The 20,338-nt window shown below is 61.2% G+C and carries 21 protein-coding genes; 13 read left to right on the top strand and 8 right to left on the bottom strand.

Annotated features, from left to right (window positions below):
* Positions 1-110: 110 nt before the first annotated feature.
* The 13 genes from EFD55_RS03690 (at position 111) to EFD55_RS03630 (ending at position 12,687) form a co-directional block, all read left to right on the top strand.
* On the top strand, positions 111-806 hold the full coding sequence (locus EFD55_RS03690) for a GntR family transcriptional regulator (RefSeq protein ID WP_125843102.1): 696 nt from the start codon (positions 111-113) through the stop codon (positions 804-806).
* A gap of 418 nt (positions 807-1,224) precedes the next feature.
* The gene (locus tag EFD55_RS03685; protein ID WP_125843100.1) at positions 1,225-1,827 is read left to right on the top strand and encodes an amino acid synthesis family protein; all 603 of its coding nucleotides are present in this window, start codon (positions 1,225-1,227) and stop codon (positions 1,825-1,827) included.
* A gap of 16 nt (positions 1,828-1,843) precedes the next feature.
* Entirely contained in the window at positions 1,844-2,686 is an 843-nt protein-coding gene (locus EFD55_RS03680; RefSeq protein WP_125843098.1) for an alpha/beta fold hydrolase, read from the top strand.
* Complete coding sequence (locus EFD55_RS03675; RefSeq protein ID WP_125843096.1) at positions 2,683-3,618, top strand: flavin reductase family protein; 936 nt, start codon at positions 2,683-2,685, stop codon at positions 3,616-3,618. Before EFD55_RS03680 ends, EFD55_RS03675 begins: the two co-directional genes overlap by 4 nt.
* On the top strand, positions 3,615-4,655 hold the full coding sequence (locus EFD55_RS03670; RefSeq protein WP_125843094.1) for an LLM class flavin-dependent oxidoreductase: 1,041 nt from the start codon (positions 3,615-3,617) through the stop codon (positions 4,653-4,655). The genes EFD55_RS03675 and EFD55_RS03670 overlap by 4 nt, the downstream gene beginning before the upstream one ends.
* Positions 4,656-4,659: 4 nt before the next feature.
* Positions 4,660-6,123: an aldehyde dehydrogenase gene (locus EFD55_RS03665; RefSeq protein WP_125843092.1), complete on the top strand. Its 1,464-nt coding sequence runs from the start codon at positions 4,660-4,662 to the stop codon at positions 6,121-6,123.
* A 5-nt stretch (positions 6,124-6,128) separates the two neighbouring features.
* Positions 6,129-6,452, top strand: coding sequence for an NIPSNAP family protein (locus EFD55_RS03660; protein WP_125843090.1), 324 nt, complete (start codon positions 6,129-6,131; stop codon positions 6,450-6,452).
* Positions 6,453-6,498: 46 nt separating this feature from the next.
* On the top strand, positions 6,499-7,509 hold the full coding sequence (locus EFD55_RS03655; protein ID WP_125843088.1) for an ABC transporter substrate-binding protein: 1,011 nt from the start codon (positions 6,499-6,501) through the stop codon (positions 7,507-7,509).
* Between the two features lie 117 nt (positions 7,510-7,626).
* Positions 7,627-8,499, top strand: coding sequence for an ABC transporter permease (locus EFD55_RS03650; RefSeq protein ID WP_125843086.1), 873 nt, complete (start codon positions 7,627-7,629; stop codon positions 8,497-8,499).
* A 1-nt stretch (position 8,500) separates the two neighbouring features.
* Positions 8,501-9,301 carry an ABC transporter permease gene (locus EFD55_RS03645; RefSeq protein WP_125843084.1) on the top strand — a complete coding sequence of 267 codons (801 nt, stop codon included), beginning with the start codon at positions 8,501-8,503 and terminating at the stop codon, positions 9,299-9,301.
* Positions 9,298-10,374, top strand: a complete 1,077-nt coding sequence (locus tag EFD55_RS03640; RefSeq protein ID WP_125843082.1) for an ABC transporter ATP-binding protein — start codon at positions 9,298-9,300, stop codon at positions 10,372-10,374. The genes EFD55_RS03645 and EFD55_RS03640 overlap by 4 nt, the downstream gene beginning before the upstream one ends.
* Before the next feature lie 10 nt (positions 10,375-10,384).
* The gene (locus EFD55_RS03635; RefSeq protein WP_125843080.1) at positions 10,385-11,839 is read left to right on the top strand and encodes an NAD-dependent succinate-semialdehyde dehydrogenase; all 1,455 of its coding nucleotides are present in this window, start codon (positions 10,385-10,387) and stop codon (positions 11,837-11,839) included.
* 41 nt (positions 11,840-11,880) lie between these two features.
* The gene (locus EFD55_RS03630; RefSeq protein ID WP_125843078.1) at positions 11,881-12,687 is read left to right on the top strand and encodes a phosphate/phosphite/phosphonate ABC transporter substrate-binding protein; all 807 of its coding nucleotides are present in this window, start codon (positions 11,881-11,883) and stop codon (positions 12,685-12,687) included.
* Here the strand turns inward: EFD55_RS03630 and EFD55_RS03625 are convergent.
* From EFD55_RS03625 to EFD55_RS03590, 8 genes are all read right to left on the bottom strand, one after another.
* A complete protein-coding gene (locus EFD55_RS03625; protein ID WP_245438380.1) occupies positions 12,684-12,983 on the bottom strand; it encodes a WGR domain-containing protein in 300 nt (99 codons plus the stop codon). The genes EFD55_RS03630 and EFD55_RS03625 overlap by 4 nt on opposite strands.
* Positions 12,984-13,133: 150 nt before the next feature.
* The gene (locus EFD55_RS03620; protein ID WP_125843076.1) at positions 13,134-13,556 is read right to left on the bottom strand and encodes a type II toxin-antitoxin system VapC family toxin; all 423 of its coding nucleotides are present in this window, start codon (positions 13,554-13,556) and stop codon (positions 13,134-13,136) included.
* The gene (locus EFD55_RS03615; RefSeq protein WP_125843074.1) at positions 13,553-13,801 is read right to left on the bottom strand and encodes a FitA-like ribbon-helix-helix domain-containing protein; all 249 of its coding nucleotides are present in this window, start codon (positions 13,799-13,801) and stop codon (positions 13,553-13,555) included. Before EFD55_RS03615 ends, EFD55_RS03620 begins: the two co-directional genes overlap by 4 nt.
* Before the next feature lie 114 nt (positions 13,802-13,915).
* Entirely contained in the window at positions 13,916-14,893 is a 978-nt protein-coding gene (locus EFD55_RS03610; protein ID WP_125843071.1) for an ABC transporter ATP-binding protein, read from the bottom strand.
* A 5-nt stretch (positions 14,894-14,898) separates the two neighbouring features.
* On the bottom strand, positions 14,899-15,726 hold the full coding sequence (locus EFD55_RS03605) for a carbohydrate ABC transporter permease (protein WP_125843069.1): 828 nt from the start codon (positions 15,724-15,726) through the stop codon (positions 14,899-14,901).
* Positions 15,723-16,601, bottom strand: a complete 879-nt coding sequence (locus EFD55_RS03600; protein ID WP_125843067.1) for a carbohydrate ABC transporter permease — start codon at positions 16,599-16,601, stop codon at positions 15,723-15,725. Before EFD55_RS03600 ends, EFD55_RS03605 begins: the two co-directional genes overlap by 4 nt.
* Positions 16,602-16,667: 66 nt before the next feature.
* Positions 16,668-17,951 carry an ABC transporter substrate-binding protein gene (locus tag EFD55_RS03595; RefSeq protein WP_125843065.1) on the bottom strand — a complete coding sequence of 428 codons (1,284 nt, stop codon included), beginning with the start codon at positions 17,949-17,951 and terminating at the stop codon, positions 16,668-16,670.
* Positions 17,952-17,988: 37 nt separating this feature from the next.
* Entirely contained in the window at positions 17,989-20,310 is a 2,322-nt protein-coding gene (locus tag EFD55_RS03590) for a family 78 glycoside hydrolase catalytic domain (RefSeq protein ID WP_125843063.1), read from the bottom strand.
* Positions 20,311-20,338 lie beyond the last annotated feature (28 nt).

Here is a 20,338-nt window from a genome sequence, read left to right as displayed (position 1 = left end):
AATTGCCGGCCGGCGACAGCTACAGTATCTGGTACGCCATAATACGGTTTTCGAATTCGGCTGCCGTGCGGGAATTTGAGCGCGAAGTCAGTCCAACTCTGAGGTGCAGAATGAGCGGTGCTCTGAAGGACGCAACAATCAGGGTCGAGCGTCCTGCAAAGACATTGCGGGAATTGGCGCTTGACAAGGTCCGCGAAGCCATTGTGAACGGCTATTTCCGTCCCGGTGACCGCCTTGTCGAACGCGACCTCTGTGCCCAGCTCGGCGTCAGCCGGACCGTCGTGCGTGAGGTTCTAAGGCACCTGGAATCGGAAGGGCTCGTCGCCAATCTGCCGAACAAGGGGCCGATCGTTGCCCAGCTCGACATCGACGAAGCCAAACAGATCTATGAGATCCGCGGCGCGCTCGAGGGTATGGCAGCGCGGCTATGCGCGGAGCGCAGCAGTCCAGAGATCGTCGCCGCGCTGGAAGAATCCCTGACCGGGATCCGCAACAGCTATCGCGACAATGATATGACGGCTGTGCTCGCGAACACCACTTCCTTCTATCAGACGCTGTTCACGATGGTCGACAGGCATGTCGCCTGGGGCGTCGTCAATCTCCTCACCGTGCGCATAAACCACCTGCGCTCGATGACGATCAAGACGGAGCGGCGAGGCATCGAAGGACCGGCGCAGATGTCGAAGATCGTTGATGCCATCCGCCGCGGTGATGGCGATGGGGCCTATCAGGCCGCGATGGACCATGTCGCCGCCGCCTGCGCGATTGCCGAAGCGGTGCTATCCGCCAAGACGTCCGCCGAATAGGCCGACCGCCCGCCGCAGCCATCGGCGGCAGCCAGTAAACATCGATCGCGCGATTCCGGGGAGTGCGCACTCCCGGCTTGACACCCAACTTTGCTCAATGTGATGGTATGCCATATTAAATAATATGTGAGGTGGCATTGCATGAGCTGGGATCTTCGCGGCTGTGTCAGCTGACAACGCAAGCTGAATGAAGAAGTTCTCTCCGGGGAGCCTATGAGTGCTCGCCTGCCGTCTTGGAGATTTTCGCCAGGGCAAGATCCGCAGCGATAGATGCTGATGAGCGCATCAGCAGTTATAAATTACTGTTTTGTAAAGGCTATTTCTGGATTGATGCTTAAATCCCCGGCTTCGTAGAAACGAACTTGACAGCGTCATATTATGGCATACCATAATACCAAAATGAGAAATGAGGTATTCGATGGCCATTCAAATTCGCAAGACGGGACTGCAGATCGAAACGACGCTGATCGAGGGCGGCAAGGCTGCGGCGGTGCCGCTGAAGCTGTTCTCCGCCTTTGCGGTCGTGAACAATCCCTGGGCGGGACGCGGCTTCGTCGAAGACCTCAAGCCGGAAATCCATGCGGCCGCTCCTATTCTCGGCGAATTGCTCACCAAGATGATCATCGAGGCGGTCGGCTCCGGCGAGGCTGTCGAGGGATATGGAAAGGCTGCTGTCGTCGGCCTGAATGGCGAGATCGAGCATGCATCGGCGCTCATCCACACCCTGCGCTTCGGCAATTTCTATCGCCAGGCCGTGGGCGCAAAGTCCTATCTCGCCTTCTGCAACACGCGCGGCCCTGCCAATGCGCCGATCATGATCCCGCTGATGGACAAGAATGATGAAGGCCGCCGCTCGCACTACCTGACCATCCAGACGTCGATCCCCGACGCGCCCGCCGCAGACGAGATCGTCGTGGCTCTGGGCGCGTCGGTGGGCGGGCGTCCCCATCACCGCATCGGCGACCGCTACCAGGATCTGAAGGACCTGGGGCAGGACGTCGCCAATCCTGCGGGCGTTTGAAAGGGTGGGCGTTGACATGCTGACAGCCGGATCGATCTCAGGCGCCGCTGCAGCGAAGGACGCCGGTTCCTTGCCTCGAAAGAAGACGGCGGGCGGAACGGCCTATCACGAGGCCGGCGACGGCGAGCCGCTGGTTCTGATCCATGGCGTCGGCATGCGGCTCGAAGCCTGGGCGCCGCAGATCGCATCGCTTTCCGGCGGAAAGCGCGTCATCGCCGTCGACATGCCGGGCCACGGCGAGAGTGCAAAGCTGCCGGTGGGCAGCCGCCTCGAGGAATTCGTCGCCTGGTTCGGCCGATTTCTCGACGAGATGGAAATCGAAGCGACGAATGTCGCCGGGCACTCCATGGGCGCGCTGGTGTCGGGAGGGGCGGCGGCGACGTTCGGTCAACGCATCAAGCGTGTCGCCTACCTCAACGGGGTCTTTAGGCGCGACCCGGAAGCAAAGGCTGCGGTGCTTGCGCGGGCCGCGGCCATTCCTGTAGCGGGCGTGGATAAGGAAGGTCCACTGGCGCGCTGGTTCGGCGACGATCCGGGCAGCAACGCCGCTCGCGAACTGACGCGGAAATGGCTCAACCTCGTCGATCCCGAGGGTTATGCTGTGGCTTACGCCGCCTTCGCCGGGGGAGACGAGACCTATGCCGATGGCTGGAAAGACGTTCAAGGTCCAGCCCTGTTCCTGACGGGATCCGATGATCCGAACTCGACGCCCTTGATGGCGACGCAAATGGCGGCGCTTGCGCCGAAAGGCAGGGTCCGCATCGTGGAGGGTCATCGTCATATGGTGAACCTCACCGCGCCTGAAATCGTAAATTCGCTACTCGCTGAGTGGCTGTCGTTGGGGGAGGATGAACGATGACAATCCAGACTGCCGATCCAAGGGCATTGCGCGATGCATTCGGGGCTTTTCCCACAGGCGTGACCGTCGTCACCGCCTGCGACAGGGATGGAAATCCGATCGGGTTCACGGCGAATTCCTTCACGTCAGTCTCGCTCAATCCGCCCTTGCTCCTTGTTTGCCTCGCCAAGACGTCGCGCAATTTCGCGACCATGACCGGCGCGCAGCATTTCGCGATCAACGTGCTGTCGGAAACGCAGAAGGACGTGTCGAATACCTTTGCGCGGCCGGTCGAAGACAGGTTTGCGGCGGTCGAGTGGTCGAAGGGATCAGCAGGCTGCCCGGTCTTCTCGAACGTGGCGGCATGGTTCGAATGCGCGATGGAAGAGGTCATCGAGGCCGGCGACCACGTCATCCTGATGGGACGGATCGAATCCTTCGACAATAGCGGCCGCAATGGTCTCGGCTATGCCCGTGGCGGCTATTTCACGCCGACGCTCGCCAGCAAGGCGGTTTCCGCGGCGAGCGAAGGCAATCTGGAACTTGCCGCCGTCGTCGAACGGCGCGGAGAGGTTCTGCTGCTCGGCGATGACGTTCTGTTTCTCCCAAGCATTGACGCCCATGACGGCAACCCGACGGAGATGCTGGAAAAATACCTGGAGACATCAACCGGGCTGAAGGTCAGCATCGGCTTTCTCTATTCGGTTTACGAGGGCAAGAGCGACGGCAAGCAGCACATCGTCTACCACGCTGTCGCAGGCGATGGGGAGCCAGCGAGCGGCAGGTTCCTGAAGCCCGATGCTCTATCTGGCGCGCAGTTCAAGACCAGCTCGACCGCCGACATCGTCAATCGCTTCGCGATGGAAAGCTCGATCGGCAATTTCGGCGTCTATTTCGGTGACGAGACCGGCGGCAAAGTTCATCCCATTCCAGCCAAGGGCGCAAAAGCATGAAGTTCTCCCTCTTCGTCCATATGGAACGGCTCGATGCCAGCCAGAGCCACAAGAGCCTTTACGAGGAATTCGTCGCGCTCTGTGAGATTGCCGATAAGGGTGGCATGCATGCGATCTGGACGGGTGAGCACCATGGCATGGATTTCACCATCGCACCCAACCCGTTCGTCACCATCGCCGATCTCGCGCGCCGCACATCGCAGGCACGGCTCGGCACGGGAACGGTGATCGCTCCCTTCTGGCATCCGATCAAGCTTGCCGGCGAAGCGGCTATGACCGACATCATCTGCGACGGCAGGCTCGATATCGGCATTGCGCGCGGCGCCTATTCCTTCGAATACGAGCGCCTGCTCCCGGGTCTCGATGCCTGGGGCGCCGGTCAGCGCATGCGCGAGCTCATCCCGGCAATCAAAGGAATCTGGAACGGTGACTACGCCCATGACGGCGAATTCTTCAAGTTCCCCGCGACCACCTCCGCCCCGAAGCCGTTGCAGCAGCCGAACCCGCCGATCTGGGTCGCGGCGCGCGATCCCAACTCGCACGAATTCGCCGTCGCCAACGGCTGCAATGTTCAAGTCACGCCGCTCTGGCAGGGCGATGACGAGGTTCAGTCACTGATGGACCGCTTCAACGATGCCTGCGCCAAGAATCCTGAGATCGAGCGGCCGAAGATCATGCTGCTGCGCCACACCTATGTCGGCTCGTCAGAAGAAGATGTCGCCCAGGCCGCGCACGAACTCAGCGTTTACTACAACTATTTCTTCGCTTGGTTCAAAAATGAGAAGCCGGTTACCCAAGGCCTGATCGAGCGGATTCCGGACGACCAGATCAGGTCGAACGCCATGCTTTCGGATCAGGTCATGCGCACCAACAACGTCGTTGGAGACGCACGGACCGTCATCGACCGGCTCAAGACCTATGAAGCACTCGGTTACGACGAGTATTCCTTCTGGATCGACACCGGCATGAGATTCGAGCGCAAGAAGGCGTCGCTCGAACGCTTCATCGCCGAGGTCATGCCAGCATTTCAGGAGTAGGGCCATGCGGCGTTTCCAGCATTACATCGACGGCGAATTCTCGGACGGCGAGGCCCGTTATCCCAGCATCGATCCGGCCACTGGCGCCATCTGGGCTGATATGCCGGAAGCGCGCGAGGCTGATGTCGACCGAGCCGTGAACGCTGCCGACAGGGCGCTCTACGATGGCCCCTGGTCGAAAATGACAGCCACGCAACGCGGCAAGCTGCTTTACAAGCTCGCCGATCTTGTTGCCGCCAATGCGCAGATCCTGGCTGAGCTGGAGACGCAGGACACCGGCAAGATCATCCGCGAAACATCCGCGCAGATCGCCTATGTCGCCGAATATTATCGTTACTATGCCGGCATCGCCGACAAGATCGAAGGCTCCTACCTGCCAATCGACAAGCCTGACATGGATGTCTGGCTTCGCCGCGAGCCGATCGGCGTCGTCGCCATGGTCGTGCCGTGGAACAGCCAGCTCTTCCTGTCGGCGGTCAAGATCGGCCCGGCGCTCGCTGCCGGCTGCACGATGGTGGTCAAGGCCTCGGAAGACGGGCCAGCGCCGCTTCTCGAATTTGCGCGTCTCGTCCATCAGGCCGGCTTTCCCGCAGGCGTCGTCAACATCATCACGGGCTTCGGCGGCTCCTGCGGCGCGGCCCTCGGCCGCCATCCAAAGGTCGCACATGTCGCCTTCACCGGCGGTCCCGAAACCGCTCGGCACGTCGTTCGCAACTCGGCCGAAAACCTCGCCTCCACCTCGCTCGAACTCGGTGGCAAGTCGCCGTTCATCGTGTTTGCCGACGCGGATCTCGAAAGTGCCGCCAACGCCCAGGTCGCCGGCATCTTCGCCGCGACGGGACAAAGCTGCGTTGCCGGATCGCGGCTGATCGTCGAACGCAGCGTCAAGGACAAATTCGTCGCCTTGCTGCGTGAGAAGGCGCAGGCGATCCGGATCGGCGCGCCGCTCGATATGGCGACCGAAGTCGGCCCGCTTGCCACCAAGCGCCAACAGGACAATATCGGCGCGCTTGTCGCCAGGTCGATCGAAAGTGGCGCCCGCCTTGTCACCGGTGGCAGCAAGATCGATGGCGAAGGCTTTTATTTCCCGCCGACGATCCTGGACTGCGACGATGTCGATTCACCCTCGCTGATCGAGGAATTCTTCGGGCCAGTCCTGTCCGTTGTCTCATTCGAGACCGAGACCGAGGCGCTGATGCTTGCCAACAATACCCGCTATGGCCTTGCCTCCGGCCTCTTTACCCAGAACCTGACCCGGGCGCACCGGCTGATGAAGGGCATTCGCGCCGGCATCGTCTGGGTCAACACCTACCGCGCGGTGTCGCCGATTGCGCCCTTCGGCGGTTTCGGCTTGTCGGGCCATGGCAGGGAAGGCGGCATGGCCGCGGCCCTCGACTATACCCGCACCAAGACGATCTGGCTCAGGACGTCGGATGATCCGATCCCCGATCCCTTCGTGATGAGATAGCGCCGATGTTTTACGAAATCCGGACCTATCGGCTGAAGAATGGCGCCATCCCGCAATATCTCAAGGTCGTCGAGGAAGAAGGGATCGAGATCCAGAAGAGCCATCTCGGCACGCTCGTCGGCTACTTCTTCTCGGAAATCGGAACGATCAACGAGATCGTCCACATCTGGGCCTTTACGAGCCTGGACGACCGGGAGGCGAGGCGCCAGAGGCTCATGGCCGACCCCCGATGGCAGGCTTTCCTGCCCAAGATCCGCGATCTGATCGAGGTGGCGGAAAACAAGATTATGAAGCCAGCCAACTTTTCTCCCAGGAGCGAGGCGCACTGACGGCATAAGGCATACCCGTAGGCAAACAGAACAAGGATAAGGGAACATGAAAACAACATTTGCTTTCGCGGCGGTCGCCGCATTTGTGGCTGTGTCCGCGCCGGCACAGGCTGAAAACCTCGTCTTTTCGAGCTGGGGAGGAACGACCCAGGACGCGCAGAAGGCTGCATGGGCAAGTCCGTTCACCGAGAAGACCGGCGTCACCGTCGTCCAGGACGGGCCGACCGACTACGGCAAGCTCAAGGCGATGGTCGAAGCCGGTCAGGTCAGCTGGGATGTTGTCGACGTCGAAGGCGATTATGCCGCCCAGGCCGGCAAGAACGGCCAGCTCGAGAAGCTCGATTTCTCGGTCATCGACAAATCCAAGCTCGATCCGCGCTTCGTCACCGACTATTCGGTCGGCAGTTTCTATTATTCCTTCGTGATCGGTTGCAATGCCGATGCCGTCAGCGCCTGCCCGAAGACATGGGCCGATCTGTTCGATACGGCCAAGTTTCCGGGAAAGCGCACATTCTACAAGTGGTCGGCTCCCGGCGTGATTGAAGCGGCACTGCTTGCCGACGGCGTGCCTGCCGACAAGCTTTATCCGCTTGATCTCGATCGTGCCTTCAAGAAGCTCGATACGATCAAATCCGACATCATCTGGTGGTCGGGCGGCGCGCAGTCGCAGCAGCTTCTGGCTTCCGCCGAGGCTCCCTTCGGCAGTGTCTGGAATGGCCGCATGACGGCGCTTGCAGCGACCGGCATCAAGGTTGAAACTTCCTGGGAACAGAACATCACCGCTGCCGATGCGCTCGTCGTGCCGAAGGGCTCGCCGAACGCCGAGGCTGCGATGAAGTTCATCGCGCTGGCGACCTCGGCTGAACCGCAGGCGGCCCTCGCAAAAGCCACCGGCTACGCGCCGATCAATCTCGACTCGGCCAAGCTGATGGACCCGGAGACGGCCAAGACCCTGCCGGACCAGCAGACGGCAAGCCAGGTGAATGCCGATATGAACTATTGGGCAGAGAACCGCGATGCCATCGGCGAGAAGTGGTACGCCTGGCAGGCGAAATAGGCTGAAACTTGAGATGAACGGGCACGGCGAAGGTCGCCGTGCCCCCGCGGCGCGCCGGTGCCAATCGGTTGTATTCGGCGCGCGCCCCGCGGAAATTGACGGGTGGGAAGGACTGTCATGTCGACGTATAGCGATGCCTCCGGCATAATTGCGCCTTTGCCAAAGGTGCGCAGGGCAACAGGTTTTGGCGCGGTCGCTCCGGCTTTCGCCTTCGTCGGCATCTTTTTCATCGTGCCGGTGGCGATACTGCTGTTGCGAAGCGTGCTGGAGCCGGTGCCGGGCCTCGGCAATTATGCGCAGCTGATCGGGTCTGCGACCTATCTGAAGATTTTCGCCAACACCTTCATCGTCTCGGGCCTCGTCACGGTGATTTCGCTGCTGATCGGTTTTCCCGTTGCCTGGGCGCTGGCAATCATGCCCGGACGGCTGACCTCGGTGATCTTTGCGATCCTGCTTCTGTCGATGTGGACCAACCTGCTCGCCCGCACCTATGCCTGGATGGTACTTCTACAGCGCACGGGGCTCATCAACAAGATGCTGATCGGAATGGGCCTGATCGACAAACCGCTGGCCCTCGTCAACAATCTGACCGGGGTGACGATCGGCATGACCTATATCATGCTGCCCTTCATCATCCTGCCGCTCTACGGCGTCATCAGGAAGATCGACCCGTCGATCCTGCAGGCGGCCGCCCTTTGCGGCGCCAACCGGTGGCAGTGTCTGACGCGCGTTCTCCTGCCGCTGGCAACACCCGGCATGGCGGCCGGCGCCCTCATGGTCTTCGTCATGTCGCTCGGCTATTTCGTCACGCCGTCGCTTCTCGGCGGCACCGCCAACATGATGCTCGCAGAGCTGATCGCGCAATTCGTGCAGTCGCTGGTCAATTGGGGAATGGGCGGTGCTGCGGCACTGGTTCTTCTCGTCGTGACCCTGTCGCTTTATGCCGTGCAGCTGCGTTTCTTCGGCAGCCAGAACCCGGGAGGACGTTGACATGTTGCTCAATTTCGACCGTCTCGGCTGGTGGAAATACGTGCTTCTCGCGATAACGCTTCTGACCGCCGCCTTCCTGCTGCTGCCGATCCTCTTCATCGCGGCGCTGTCCTTCGGTTCCTCGCAGTGGCTGATCTTTCCGCCGCCGGGCTGGACGCTTCAATGGTATGGCGAGCTCTTCGCCGATCCGCGCTGGCTGGAATCGGCTCTGACGAGCTTCAAGATCGCCGTCATCGTCACCGTCCTGTCGGTGCTGCTCGGGCTCGTGACGTCCTTCGGGCTGGTGCGCGGCTCGTTCGTCTTTCGCGATGCGCTGAAAGCGCTGTTCCTCACGCCGATGATCCTTCCGGTCGTGGTTCTCGCGGTTGCTCTCTACGCCTTTTTCTTGAGGATCGGCCTTGGTGGGACGCTGACGGGTTTCGTCATTTCGCATCTCGTCCTCGCGCTACCTTTCTCGATCCTGTCGATATCGAGCGCGCTGGAGGGTTTCGACAAGTCGATCGAGGATGCGGCGGTGCTCTGTGGCGCCTCGCCGCTGGAGGCAAAGATCAGGATCACGCTTCCTGCGATCAGCCATGGGCTGTTTTCGGCAGCCGTCTTCTCGTTCCTCACATCCTGGGACGAGGTGGTGGTGGCGATCTTCATGTCCAGCCCAACCCTGCAGACGCTGCCCGTGAAGGTATGGGCGACGCTCCGGCAAGACCTGACGCCTGTCGTCGCTGCAGCGTCGACCCTTCTCATCCTTTTGACGATCATCTTGATGGCCCTTGTTGCCGTCGTGCGTAAGGTACTGAAACAATGAACGAACCATTCCTTCAGATCCGCGGTATACGCAAGGAATACGGCCCTGTCGTCGCCGTGCACGATGTCACTCTCGACGTCAGGCGTGGTGAGTTCCTCACCTTTCTCGGACCCTCCGGATCCGGCAAGAGCACGACGCTCTACATCCTGGCGGGATTTGACAACCCGACGAAAGGCGACATTGCGCTGGAGGGCAAGACCCTGCTCGCCACGCCGTCGCACAAGCGCAACATCGGCATGGTGTTCCAGCGTTACACCCTGTTTCCGCATCTGACGGTGGGCGAAAACATCGCATTTCCGCTGAAGGTCAGGCGCAAGTCCAAGGCCGAGATCGACAGCAAGGTGAAGGAGATGCTGCGCCTCGTCCGGCTGGAAGGCTTCGAGGATCGCAAACCGGCACAGATGTCCGGCGGTCAGCAGCAGCGCGTCGCCCTCGCCAGGGCCCTTGCCTATGATCCGCCGGTGCTGCTGATGGACGAGCCGCTGTCGGCGCTCGACAAGAAGCTGCGCGAGGAAATCCAGCACGAGATCCGCCGGATCCACCAACAGACCGAAGTGACGATCCTCTACGTCACGCACGATCAGGAGGAAGCCTTGCGGCTCTCCGACCGCATCGCGGTCTTTTCGAAGGGCATCATCGACCAGATCGGAACCGGCCCCGAACTCTATGCCAATCCCAAGACCCGTTTCGTTGCGGAATTCATCGGGGACAGCGACTTCATTTCCTGCGACCTGCTGTCGTCGTCCGATGGGCAGGCCACCATTTCGCTCGGTGGCGGGACCGTCTTCAACCGCATCCCGGTGCACGGAAAAGGCGCCTCGGGCACAAGGGCAGCCCTGATGCTGCGGCCGGAGCGCATTCGGCTGTCGCGCGCTCCGGCGGGAACGGGTCTTGCCGCCACGGTCAGCGACATCACCTTCCTCGGCAACAATATCCATGTCGCGACCGAAACGGCGGCGGGCGAGGCGCTCGCGGTTCGCCTGCCGTTTGGTCATGAGGCGATCACCGGTCTCAGCCGCGGAGATACCGTGCATCTGGAGTTCGATCCTGGTGCGGCGCACGTGTTCTGCTGAAAGTTGGCACATGAAGCTCGTTGATCCCTCGCTGTTCCGTCAGGCATGCCCGGTCGCCGATCGCTGGATCGAAGCGGAAGGCCGGCAGGCGACGACGATCCGCAACCCGGCGACGGGCGAGGCGCTGGGCGCGGTCCCCGATCTCGGAGCCGCGGAGACGGTGGATGCCATCAAAGCGGCCGTCATTGCCCAGAAGCTTTGGGCGAAGAAGACTGCCGGCGAACGCGCATCCGTTCTCAAGGCGTGGCACCGCCTGATGATCGAAAACCGCGACGATCTGGCGATGATCCTGACGCTGGAGCAGGGAAAACCCTTGGGCGAGGCCAAGGGGGAGATCACCTATGGTGCCAGTTTCATCGAATGGTTCGCCGAAGAAGCGAGGCGCATCAATGGCGAGATCATCCCGGGACATCAGCCGGACAAGCGCATCCTCGTCCTGCGTCAGCCCGCAGGAGTGGTGGCGGCCATCACGCCGTGGAATTTTCCGAATGCGATGATGACGCGCAAGGTCGGACCGGCACTTGCCGCCGGCTGTGCCGTCGTTCTCAAGCCCGCGCCGCAGACGCCGTTCTCGGCCATCGCGCTTGCCGTTCTCGCGGAGCGCGCCGGCTTGCCGCCAGGCCTCCTCAGCATCGTGACCGGTGACGCAGCGGCAATCGGCGGAGTATTGACCGCAAGCCGCGACATCAGGGTCCTGACGTTTACCGGCTCCACCCGCACAGGCGAGCTGCTCTACCGGCAATGTGCGCCGACGATCAAAAAGCTCGGCCTCGAGCTTGGCGGCAATGCACCCTTCATCGTGTTTGACGATGCGGATCTCGATGCTGCGGTCGAAGGCGCAATCATCGCCAAGTTCCGCAACAACGGCCAGACCTGCGTCTGCGCAAACCGGATCTATGTCCAGGGCGGCGTCTACGAAGCCTTCGCCGCCAAGCTCGCGACGGCCGTTGCGGCATTGAAGGTCGGCAACGGCCTGGAGCGCGACGTCGTGCTCGGCCCGCTCATCGACGAGAATGCCGTCGCCAAGATCGAGACCCATATTCGCGATGCCGTGTCGAAGGGTGCCAGCCTCGTTTCGGGCGGCAAACGCCACGCGCTCGGCGGCCTGTTCTTCGAGCCGACCATTCTGCGCGACGTCGACGGGAGCATGCAGGTCGCTCGCGAGGAAACCTTCGGGCCTCTTGCGCCGCTCTTTCGTTTCCGCGACGAGCAGGATGTGATCGAGCAGGCAAACGATACCGAATTCGGGCTGGCCTCGTATTTTTACGCCCGTGATCTGTCGCGGGTATTCCGCGTCGCCGAGGCGCTCGAATATGGGATGGTCGGTGTCAATACCGGTCTCGTCTCCACCGCCGAGGCGCCGTTCGGCGGCGTGAAGATGTCGGGCCTCGGCCGCGAAGGATCCAGGCACGGGTTGGACGAATATACCGAACTCAAATATGTGTGCTTGGGCGGCATCGCCTGACTTGGTCGATGCTTGCGCTTTCGCCGCAAGGAAAGACCGGAATGCATCTCGTCAGCATCGCCATGTATGTCACATCCCAGCCGCTCGAGGATGCGACAGCAGAACTCTGGTCGTTTCTCCGCCGCACCCTCGCGCAGGCCGGTCTCGAGGACTTGCCCGAGACGCGCGATCAGAGCATTCCCTACGATGAGGCCTGGCTGCGGCCCGATCTTCTTCTCTCGCAGACATGCGGCTATCCCTATGTGAAGAACCTGCGCGGCAAGGTCCGCCTGGTGGCGACGCCGGTTTATGACCATCCCGGCTGCGACGGCCCGTCGATGTGCAGCTTCATTATCGCCCGCAAGGATTCCCCCCTTCGGTCGCCGGAGGACTTGCGTGGCACGACGGCTGCGATCAACAGCCCCGAGAGCAATTCCGGCAGCAATTTCTTTCGCGCCGCCGTCGCGCCGCTTGCCCGCAATGGCCGCTTCTTCGGCCGGATCATCGAAACCGGCAGCCATGGCGGCAGCATCGCCGCTGTGGCGGAAGGCAGGGCGGATAGTGCGGCGATCGATTGCGTCACCTATGCCAATATTCTCCGCTTCGATCCCGACCTTCTCCAGGATATCCGCATCATTGCCGAGACGCCGAGAGGTCCGGGTCTGCCGTTCATCACCTCCGGCGACGCATCGGACGAGAGAGTCCTTCTGCTGCGTAGTGCACTTCATGCCGCCATCAAGGAGCCATCGCTGGCCGCGACGCTCGGCACTCTGGGTCTCGTCGATTTTGCGGTGCTTTCCGAAGCCGATTACGAGCCGCTTCTCTCCTTGGCCGGCGATGCACCGCCATTGAGAGCTGGCGCGGATTAGCGCCTTTGCGTCCCGATCGGTTTTGAGCCGGGTTCACGGGAATTTTCTTCATTCCGGCTGTATCCGCGTTTGAGCTTGTCGTGCAACAGCTTCCCGGCAGCCTCACTGGCTTCGACAACCGTGTCGAACAGGTCGATCTTCAGCTGCCCTTTGGTTCCGATCCGTCCCCAGCAACGCATGAGCGAACCGCCGCCGAACAGGGTCGGTTCGACCGTCAGCAGATAGAAGCGCGCCATATTCTGCGCGGGGTTTATACGAAAAAGCAATGTCGGATGGGTCGCTTGGGTCAGACCCAAGAATCCTATGCGAGTGCTGCCCGCGTCCAATGAATATGCTGAATCGATCAGGCGGCGGCGATTCCATCGCGTGATGTTTCACAAGTCGGAGTTATTGGCTGTTCCGACGCAATTCTGCCCAGATTTGCAACGCGCCGGCTGCCCGCGCCTCTATCTGTCTTTCCACGGATTGATAATTTCGAGGTCAATGCCTGTGAAATCGGAGACGTTGCGCGTCGCGAGCGAAGCCCCGCGCGAAATCGCGATGGCGGCGATCTGGGCATCGAACTGGCTGATCGGCCGACCCGCTCTGCGGCGGTCGCTGGCGATCATGGCATAGACATTTGAGGCGTCACGATCAAACGGCAATACGCGCCCGCCGATATCCTCGCTGAAGATCGGGAGGATTGCCGCTTCGAGATCACGCCGGCGGCGTCCCTCGGGCAGGAGGCGCAGGCCATAGAGGATCTCCGCCTCAGTGACTGCTGTCGTGAAAATTGACGGAGGATGCTGCGCGGCGAGCCAATTGAGCACTGATGTATTCGGGACAGGCGTCAGCAACTCCGAAATGACATTGGTATCGAGAACGATCACGCCGCGAAGTCCGGTGGCTCGCGGATCGGCTCACGCGGCGGGATATCAAGTTCAACGCCGCCAACCGAGAGCAGGCGCGCTCGGATGGCATCCGCGAGATTGCGCGCCGGCGGTTCGTTGGTCGCAAGGGCCGCACGCAGGATATCCCGCGCTTCATCCTCCATGGAGCGGCCATGCGTTGCGGCCCTCATGCGCAGCCGTTGCTTCAGCCCGTCATCGAGATTGCGGATCGTCATGCTTGCCATCTCTATCTCCATTCATCAATGACTGCATATTAATCATTGATTGCAGATTTTCAAGATTGGCGTGATTAATGGCGGCGTAGGAAAACATCGACTGACGAAGCCATGATGTTAGCCTCAGAACCGGTGCTCCGCTCCCTCGACCGGATTTGCCCAGACTGTCATGCCAGGCGCAAACGGCGTCTCGCCTTCGGCGCGCACGACCATCTCGCCGAGGTCGGGAACGTCGAGATAGAGGATCGCGTCGGCGCCCAACCGCTCCACATGCCGGATCTTTCCCTGCCACTGCCCGGCGCCGTCCGAAAGCCTGATGTGTTCCGGGCGGATGCCGTAGGTGGTGCAGTTCTTTCGCCGGGCCGTATCGCCGCCGTAGAGGTTCATCTTCGGGCCGCCGATGAAGCCGGCGACGAAGGGGGTTGCGGGATTGCGGTAGAGTTCCATCGGACTGCCGATCTGTTCGACCGCGCCGCCGTTCAGGACGACGATCTTGTCTGCCATCGTCATGGCTTCGACCTGATCGTGGGTGACGTAGATCATCGTCGCCTTCAGCCGTGCGTGGAGCTCTGATATCTCCAGGCGCATCTGGGCTCGGAGCGAGGCATCGAGGTTGGAGAGCGGCTCGTCGAACAGGAAGACCTTGGGATTGCGAACGATGGCCCTGCCGATGGCGACGCGCTGTCGCTGGCCGCCGGAGAGTGCTTTCGGCTTTCTTTCCAGCAGATGGGTGAGTTGCAGCGTTTCGGCCGCCGCCGCGACCTTGGCCGCGATCTCTGCTTTCGGGCGGCGCGCGAGCGAGAGCCCGAAGCCGATATTTTCTGCAACGGTCATGTGCGGATAGAGCGCGTAGCTCTGGAAGACCATGGCGATGCCGCGCTCAGAGGGTTCGGCGTAGGTCACGTCCTTGCCGCCGATGGTCAGCGCGCCCGACGTCGTTTCCTCGAGGCCGGCGATGATGCGCAGCAGCGTCGACTTTCCGCAGCCCGACGGGCCGACGAAAACGACGAATTCGCCGGAAGAAACGTCGAGATCGATACCTTTGATGACCTCAAGGGCGCCGAAGTTCTTGCGAACCTGTTTGAGAGTGAGTTCGGCCATTCCTACTACCCTTTGACTCCGCCTGACGTCATGCCCGCGACGATCTGGCGGTTGAAGAAGATGAAGACGATCAGCGGCGGGATCGTCACGAGGAGGATGTTCATGAAGAGGAGATTGTACTGGCTCGTATACATGCTCTGGAAATTATAGAGCGTCAGCTGCACCGTCACATTCTCCTTGCCGGGCAGGTAGTAGAGCGGGTTGGTGAAATCGTTGAAGATCGCGATCGATTGCACGACGATATTGGTGACGGTCACCGGCTTCAGAAGCGGCAGCACCACCCTGAAGAAGATCTGCCGGGGTTTGGCGCCGTCGATCAGCGCCGCTTCATCGAGATCGCGCGGGATGGTCGAGATGAACGAGCGGTAGAGTAATATCGAAAAGGAGAGATTGTAGGCGACTTGGATCAGGATCATGCCCGTCATGGTCTTGAAGAGGCCGATCTCCTGCAAGAGGCCGATGGTGGGCACGACGGCCGGCGGCATCATCAGGCCCATGAAAAGTGCAATGAAGGCCACCCTGTTCCAGGCGGTCTTGCGGCGCTGCATGACGTATCCGACCATCGCCGACAGCAGGATGAGGATTGTCACGGAGGCAACCGTGATCAGGGTGGAGTTGAAATAGGCAAGCACGAGCTGGTAGTCGCGCGCCTTGAAGACGGCGACGAGATTATCCCAGAACAGCCAGTGCTCCGGCAATTCGAAGTCGAGACGGGACGCTTCGGACTTTGATTTGACCGCCTGGAGCGCGACGAAAGCAAAAGGCATGACGAAGATGATGGTGGCGACGGCAAGGGCTATCGCCCCCGTCACATAAGGGCGGACGCTTCTCATGCCTCGACCTCGCGCCGGTTGAACCATAGGGTGAATGGCAGGATGATCACCGCGATCAGCGCAAACAGGATGACGTTTCCGGCCGTCGACAGACCATAGAAACCCGCCTGGTACTGCTTGTAGATGACCGAGGCGATCACGTCGGAGGAAAAACCAGGTCCGCCCCGGGTCATGGCCCATATCAGGTCGAAGGAACGAAGCCCGCCGATCAGCGACAAGGTCACCACGATGACGGTGGCGGGACGCACGAGCGGCAGGGTGATCCGGAAGAATTGCTGGAGCCGGGTGGCGCCATCGATCCTCGCCGCCTCGTAATAATCGGGGCTGATTGCAGCGAGACCGGCGATGAAGATCAACGTGGCAAGCCCCACACCTTTCCAGACATCGACGAGGGCCACCGAAAACAGCGCGAGCGCCGGATTGGTCAGCCATCCCGGCCCGGGAATGCCGAGCGCCTCCAGCGTGACATTGATGATGCCCTTGGTCGGATGCATCATGACGGCGAAGGTGATGCCGATGCCGATCGTCGAGACCAGCACGGGGAAGAAGACCAGCGTTCGCAGAAAACCACGGGCAAATATATTGCTGGTGAGCAGCACGGCCAGCAGCAGCCCGCAGACCGTCTTCAGGCCCGATGTCGTCACGGCGTAGATCAGCGTGTTGACGAGCCCCTTGATCAGGAACGGCTCTGAAAAGAATTGCTGGAAATTCTCGAGCCCGATGAATTCGGCCGTCGAAAGATCCCAGCGCGTCAGGCTGAACCAGAGAGATGAGACCGTGGGAACAAGAAACAGCACGCCGTAGATGATGGCGGCCGGAATGAAAAACCACAGCGGGTAGGGCGATTTGCGCGAGCGGGGGCGTGTCTCGATCATGTCTACCTCTTCGATCGGGTGGAGCCTCGCTCCATCAGGAGCGAGGTCGATTGACCCGAAAGACCGCTACCAGTTGGGCAGCCCGAGTTGCTTGGCCTGCTTGCGCACATCATCGTCATAGAGTTTCGCTGCATCGGCCGGCTGGCGAATACCCGAGCCGACTTCGACGGTGATCTGCTCGAGCGACGGTCCCTTGATCGGCGAAACGAATTCCAGTGCCGGTGTCGTCTTGTCCTTGGCTTCGAAATAGGGGAGCATGTCCTTTATTGCAGGCGGTATGTCGGCCGGCAGGTCGCAGCCATCAATCAGCGAAGGCCCCTGAACGGCGTTGGTTTCCACCATGAGCTTGCAAGCCTCGACGCTTCCGGCGAAATCCACGAATTTCCGCGCTTCCTCAGCGTGCTGGCTGGTCGCGGGAATATAGAGGGCCGGCGGCATCCAGACCGTCAGGCCATTGGTCCCAGCATCGTCGGACGGCTGCGCGAAGAAGCCGACGTCGGCGAGGTTTTCGGGATAATTCTGCTTGAGCGCGCCGACGGCAAAGCTCAGCATCGGATAATGCGCTGCCTCGCCGGTCGCCACCAATCTCAGGCCGTCATCGTAGCTTGCCGCGCCAAAATCTTCGTTCATCAGGCCGGCATCGTGTACATCCTTCAACCGCTCGAAGCCCTTCATCGCCGCAGGCGTCTCTGCATATTTCGCCTTATTGGCGGTATAGTCGGCTGCGAAATTCGGCACGGCGGCATGCAGGTTGTAATAGTCGGCCAGAACGAACAGCTGCGAGGTCCAGGTATCGCGATAGGTCTGCGCCACGGCGACCTTGCCTGATGTCTTGACCTTCGCATTGTTCGCCATGAACTCCGCCCATGTCTTCGGTACGGAGAGGCCGAGGTCCTGATAGATTTTCCTGTTATAGAGGATCCCGCCCGCCATCGCCGTGCCGAAGGGAACGCCGTAGAGCTTGCCATCGGCGCGGACGACTGACTTGAAACCGTCGTCCACCTTCGCCTGCGACGAGAGACCACTCAGATCGACGAGCGTCTGGGCGGGTTTCAGCGCCTGCAGCAGCGAACCGGAATTATAAAGGAATACATCGGACATTTCCCCGGTCGCCAGTCGCGTCTTGATGATGTTGTCGCCCTCGCCGCCGCCGGGCCGCTGCTCGATTTCGATCGTCACGTCGGGCGCCTTGGCCTGATAAGCGGCAACCAGTGCCTCGGCAGCCGCGACCGTGTCGGGATTGTTGTCGATCAGGAACGACAGCGTGACTTCCGCATGCGACGGGCCGGCCGCGACCAGTGCCAAAAGCGCGGACGTGCCGGCAAGAATGAGCTTTATCCGATGTGTCATGACGTTCCTCCTCTGAACGGTGTGACGTGTATGCTCCTCAAGAATTGGATAGGGAAAAGACCAGCTTGTGCGTTCCCGGGGGGATGATGGCTTCCCCGATGACAGGCTCTCCGTTGAGCGACGGGTTCCGGTGCCGGTTTCCGGGCCGGAAGCGGCCGATGCAGCCTTCCGGAAGCGTCAGCACATAGGTGATCTGGTTGCCGTCGCACTGCCAGCCGGCTTCGATGCGTCCCTGGTTCACGTCATGATGGGCTGAAACCGGCGAGAGGGACGGAATCGGCGCGGGATCGACGATCACCTCGGCAAAGCCCGGTGCCTCCGGGCTCGGCGAAATTCCGGCGACGGATTCGAACAGCCATTGGCAGACGGCGCCATAGGCATAGTGGTTGTAGCTGTTCATCTCGGGTTCGTAGATGGTGCCGTCGGGCGCCATGGAATCCCAGCGCTCCCAGATCGTCGTCGCCCCCTTCGAGACCTGATAGAGCCAGCCCGGCACATCCTCCTGCAGGAAGACTTTTTCGGCGAGATCGTCCATTCCGAGCTTCGTCAGGGCCGGCAAGAGGGCCGGCGTCCCAATGAAGCCGGTGCCGATCTTGTAGTCGGCATCGATGATCACCTGCCTGAAATGCTGTCGGGCCGCCTCGTGATGTTCCGCCGGTATCAGGTCATGGAGGAAAGCCAGCGCATAGGAGGTCTGGTCGTTGTGGGCAAGGCGTCCCGATGGCGTGATGAACTCGTTCGCAAATGCCAGCCGGATCTCTCCGGCGCGGCGTTTCATCTCATCTTCGAGCGCCCGCTCGCCAAGAACGGCTGCGATCTTTGCCAGACGGTCGGTCGAGATGAAATGGTAGAGGGTGGCTGCGCAGTCGTCGGCAATCGTCGGTCGCGGCTTCCTATTGTCGCCGACCGGCTGCAGCCAGTCGCCGAAGGTGAAGCCGCGGTCGCCCCAGCGCGACGGCGGGCGCACCAGCGGACCATCTGAGATCGACCAGACGAAATCGACCCAGCGCACCATGGAATCCAGGCACTCCGAAAGAACCGCCCGATCGCCATAATGGGTGTAGAGAACCCAGGGGATGACGACGATCGCATCACCCCAGCCGGTCGAGCCGGCATAACCTGGGAAGTCGGCAGGATGCAGGCGCGTCGGGTCCGGCGAAAAATGCGAGACGGCGCCGTCCTCGCGCTGGTCGGCCATCACGTCGCGCAGATATTTCCGGAGGAAGGACTGGCTATCACTCAGCCAGCATGCTGTTGCGGCAAATACCTGGGCATCGCCGGTCCAGCCCAGGCGTTCGTCGCGCTGCGGGCAATCTGTAGGCACTTCGACGAAATTGGCGCGCTGCGACCAGATGGTATTCTGGACGAGGCGATTGACGAGCGCATTGCCTGTGGTGAAGCCGCCGGCAGGCTCCGGTACCGACGAGATCGGGATGGAGGCGATCGCCAGGATCTTTGCATCGCCGGTGATGGTCACCCTGGTATAGCGGAAGCCCTGGAAAGTGAAATGCGGCGAATAGCTCTCGTCGCCCTCTCCGCGCAGCGTATAGACGGTCTGCGCCACGGCCGTGCGATAATTGCGATTGTCGAAATGTCGGTCGGGGCCGAGGACTTCCGAATGCTCCACCCGCACTTCGGCGCCGGCAGCCCCGCGCACCGTGTATCTGACATAGCCGCCGGCATTCTGGCCGAAATCATAGACAGTCCTGCCGTTATCATCGGTCCAGCTTTCGACTGGGGCGAGCGGCTGCAATTCCCGCACAGCCGGGGTTTCATGCGCGACGAGCAGCGTTCTGTCGAATGGCAATCTCTCCGTGCCATGGGTCTCGACAAGATTTTCCTGACGGGCATCGTAGACCTCGCCGAAATAGATCCCCGACTTCAGGATCGGCAGGAGGCCGCTGCGCCACGTCGTATCGGTAGAAAGAATGATACCGCTGGGACCGACCAGATCGGCGATGGCGCCGATCCTGTCGCCCCAGCAATTGGGAATAGCCTTGGCGCCCCACATCAGAGGCGACCGGTACCATCCGTCGGCAATCCAGATCTCGATACGGTTCAGGCCGGGCTTCAGCAAGTTCGAGACGTCGTATCGCTGATAGGCAATGCGATCGTCGTAGTTCGTCCAGCCTGGAGTCAGCAGATCCTCGCCGACGCGGGTGCCGTTGATGAAGCAGCGGTAGAGGCCGAGAGCGGAGATGAAGAGTTCGACCGGATGTCCCGCGCCATCATGCTCGAAGCTTTTAGCGATGAAGCTTGCGGCCGTTCCCTGGCCGCCATCCGAGAGTGGCGCGACCATATCCCCGGACCAGGCACGCGAGACGAGATTGCCGCTGATGGCTGCCGGCTGAAAGTTCATCAAGTCCTCCCGACAAAATGTAGAACGT

The sequence above is a fragment of the Rhizobium pisi genome, assembly GCF_003938655.1.
Classification (GTDB): domain Bacteria; phylum Pseudomonadota; class Alphaproteobacteria; order Rhizobiales; family Rhizobiaceae; genus Rhizobium; species Rhizobium pisi.
Note: the sequence above shows the minus strand (reverse complement) of the source record. Positions and strands in the feature narration are given on the sequence as shown.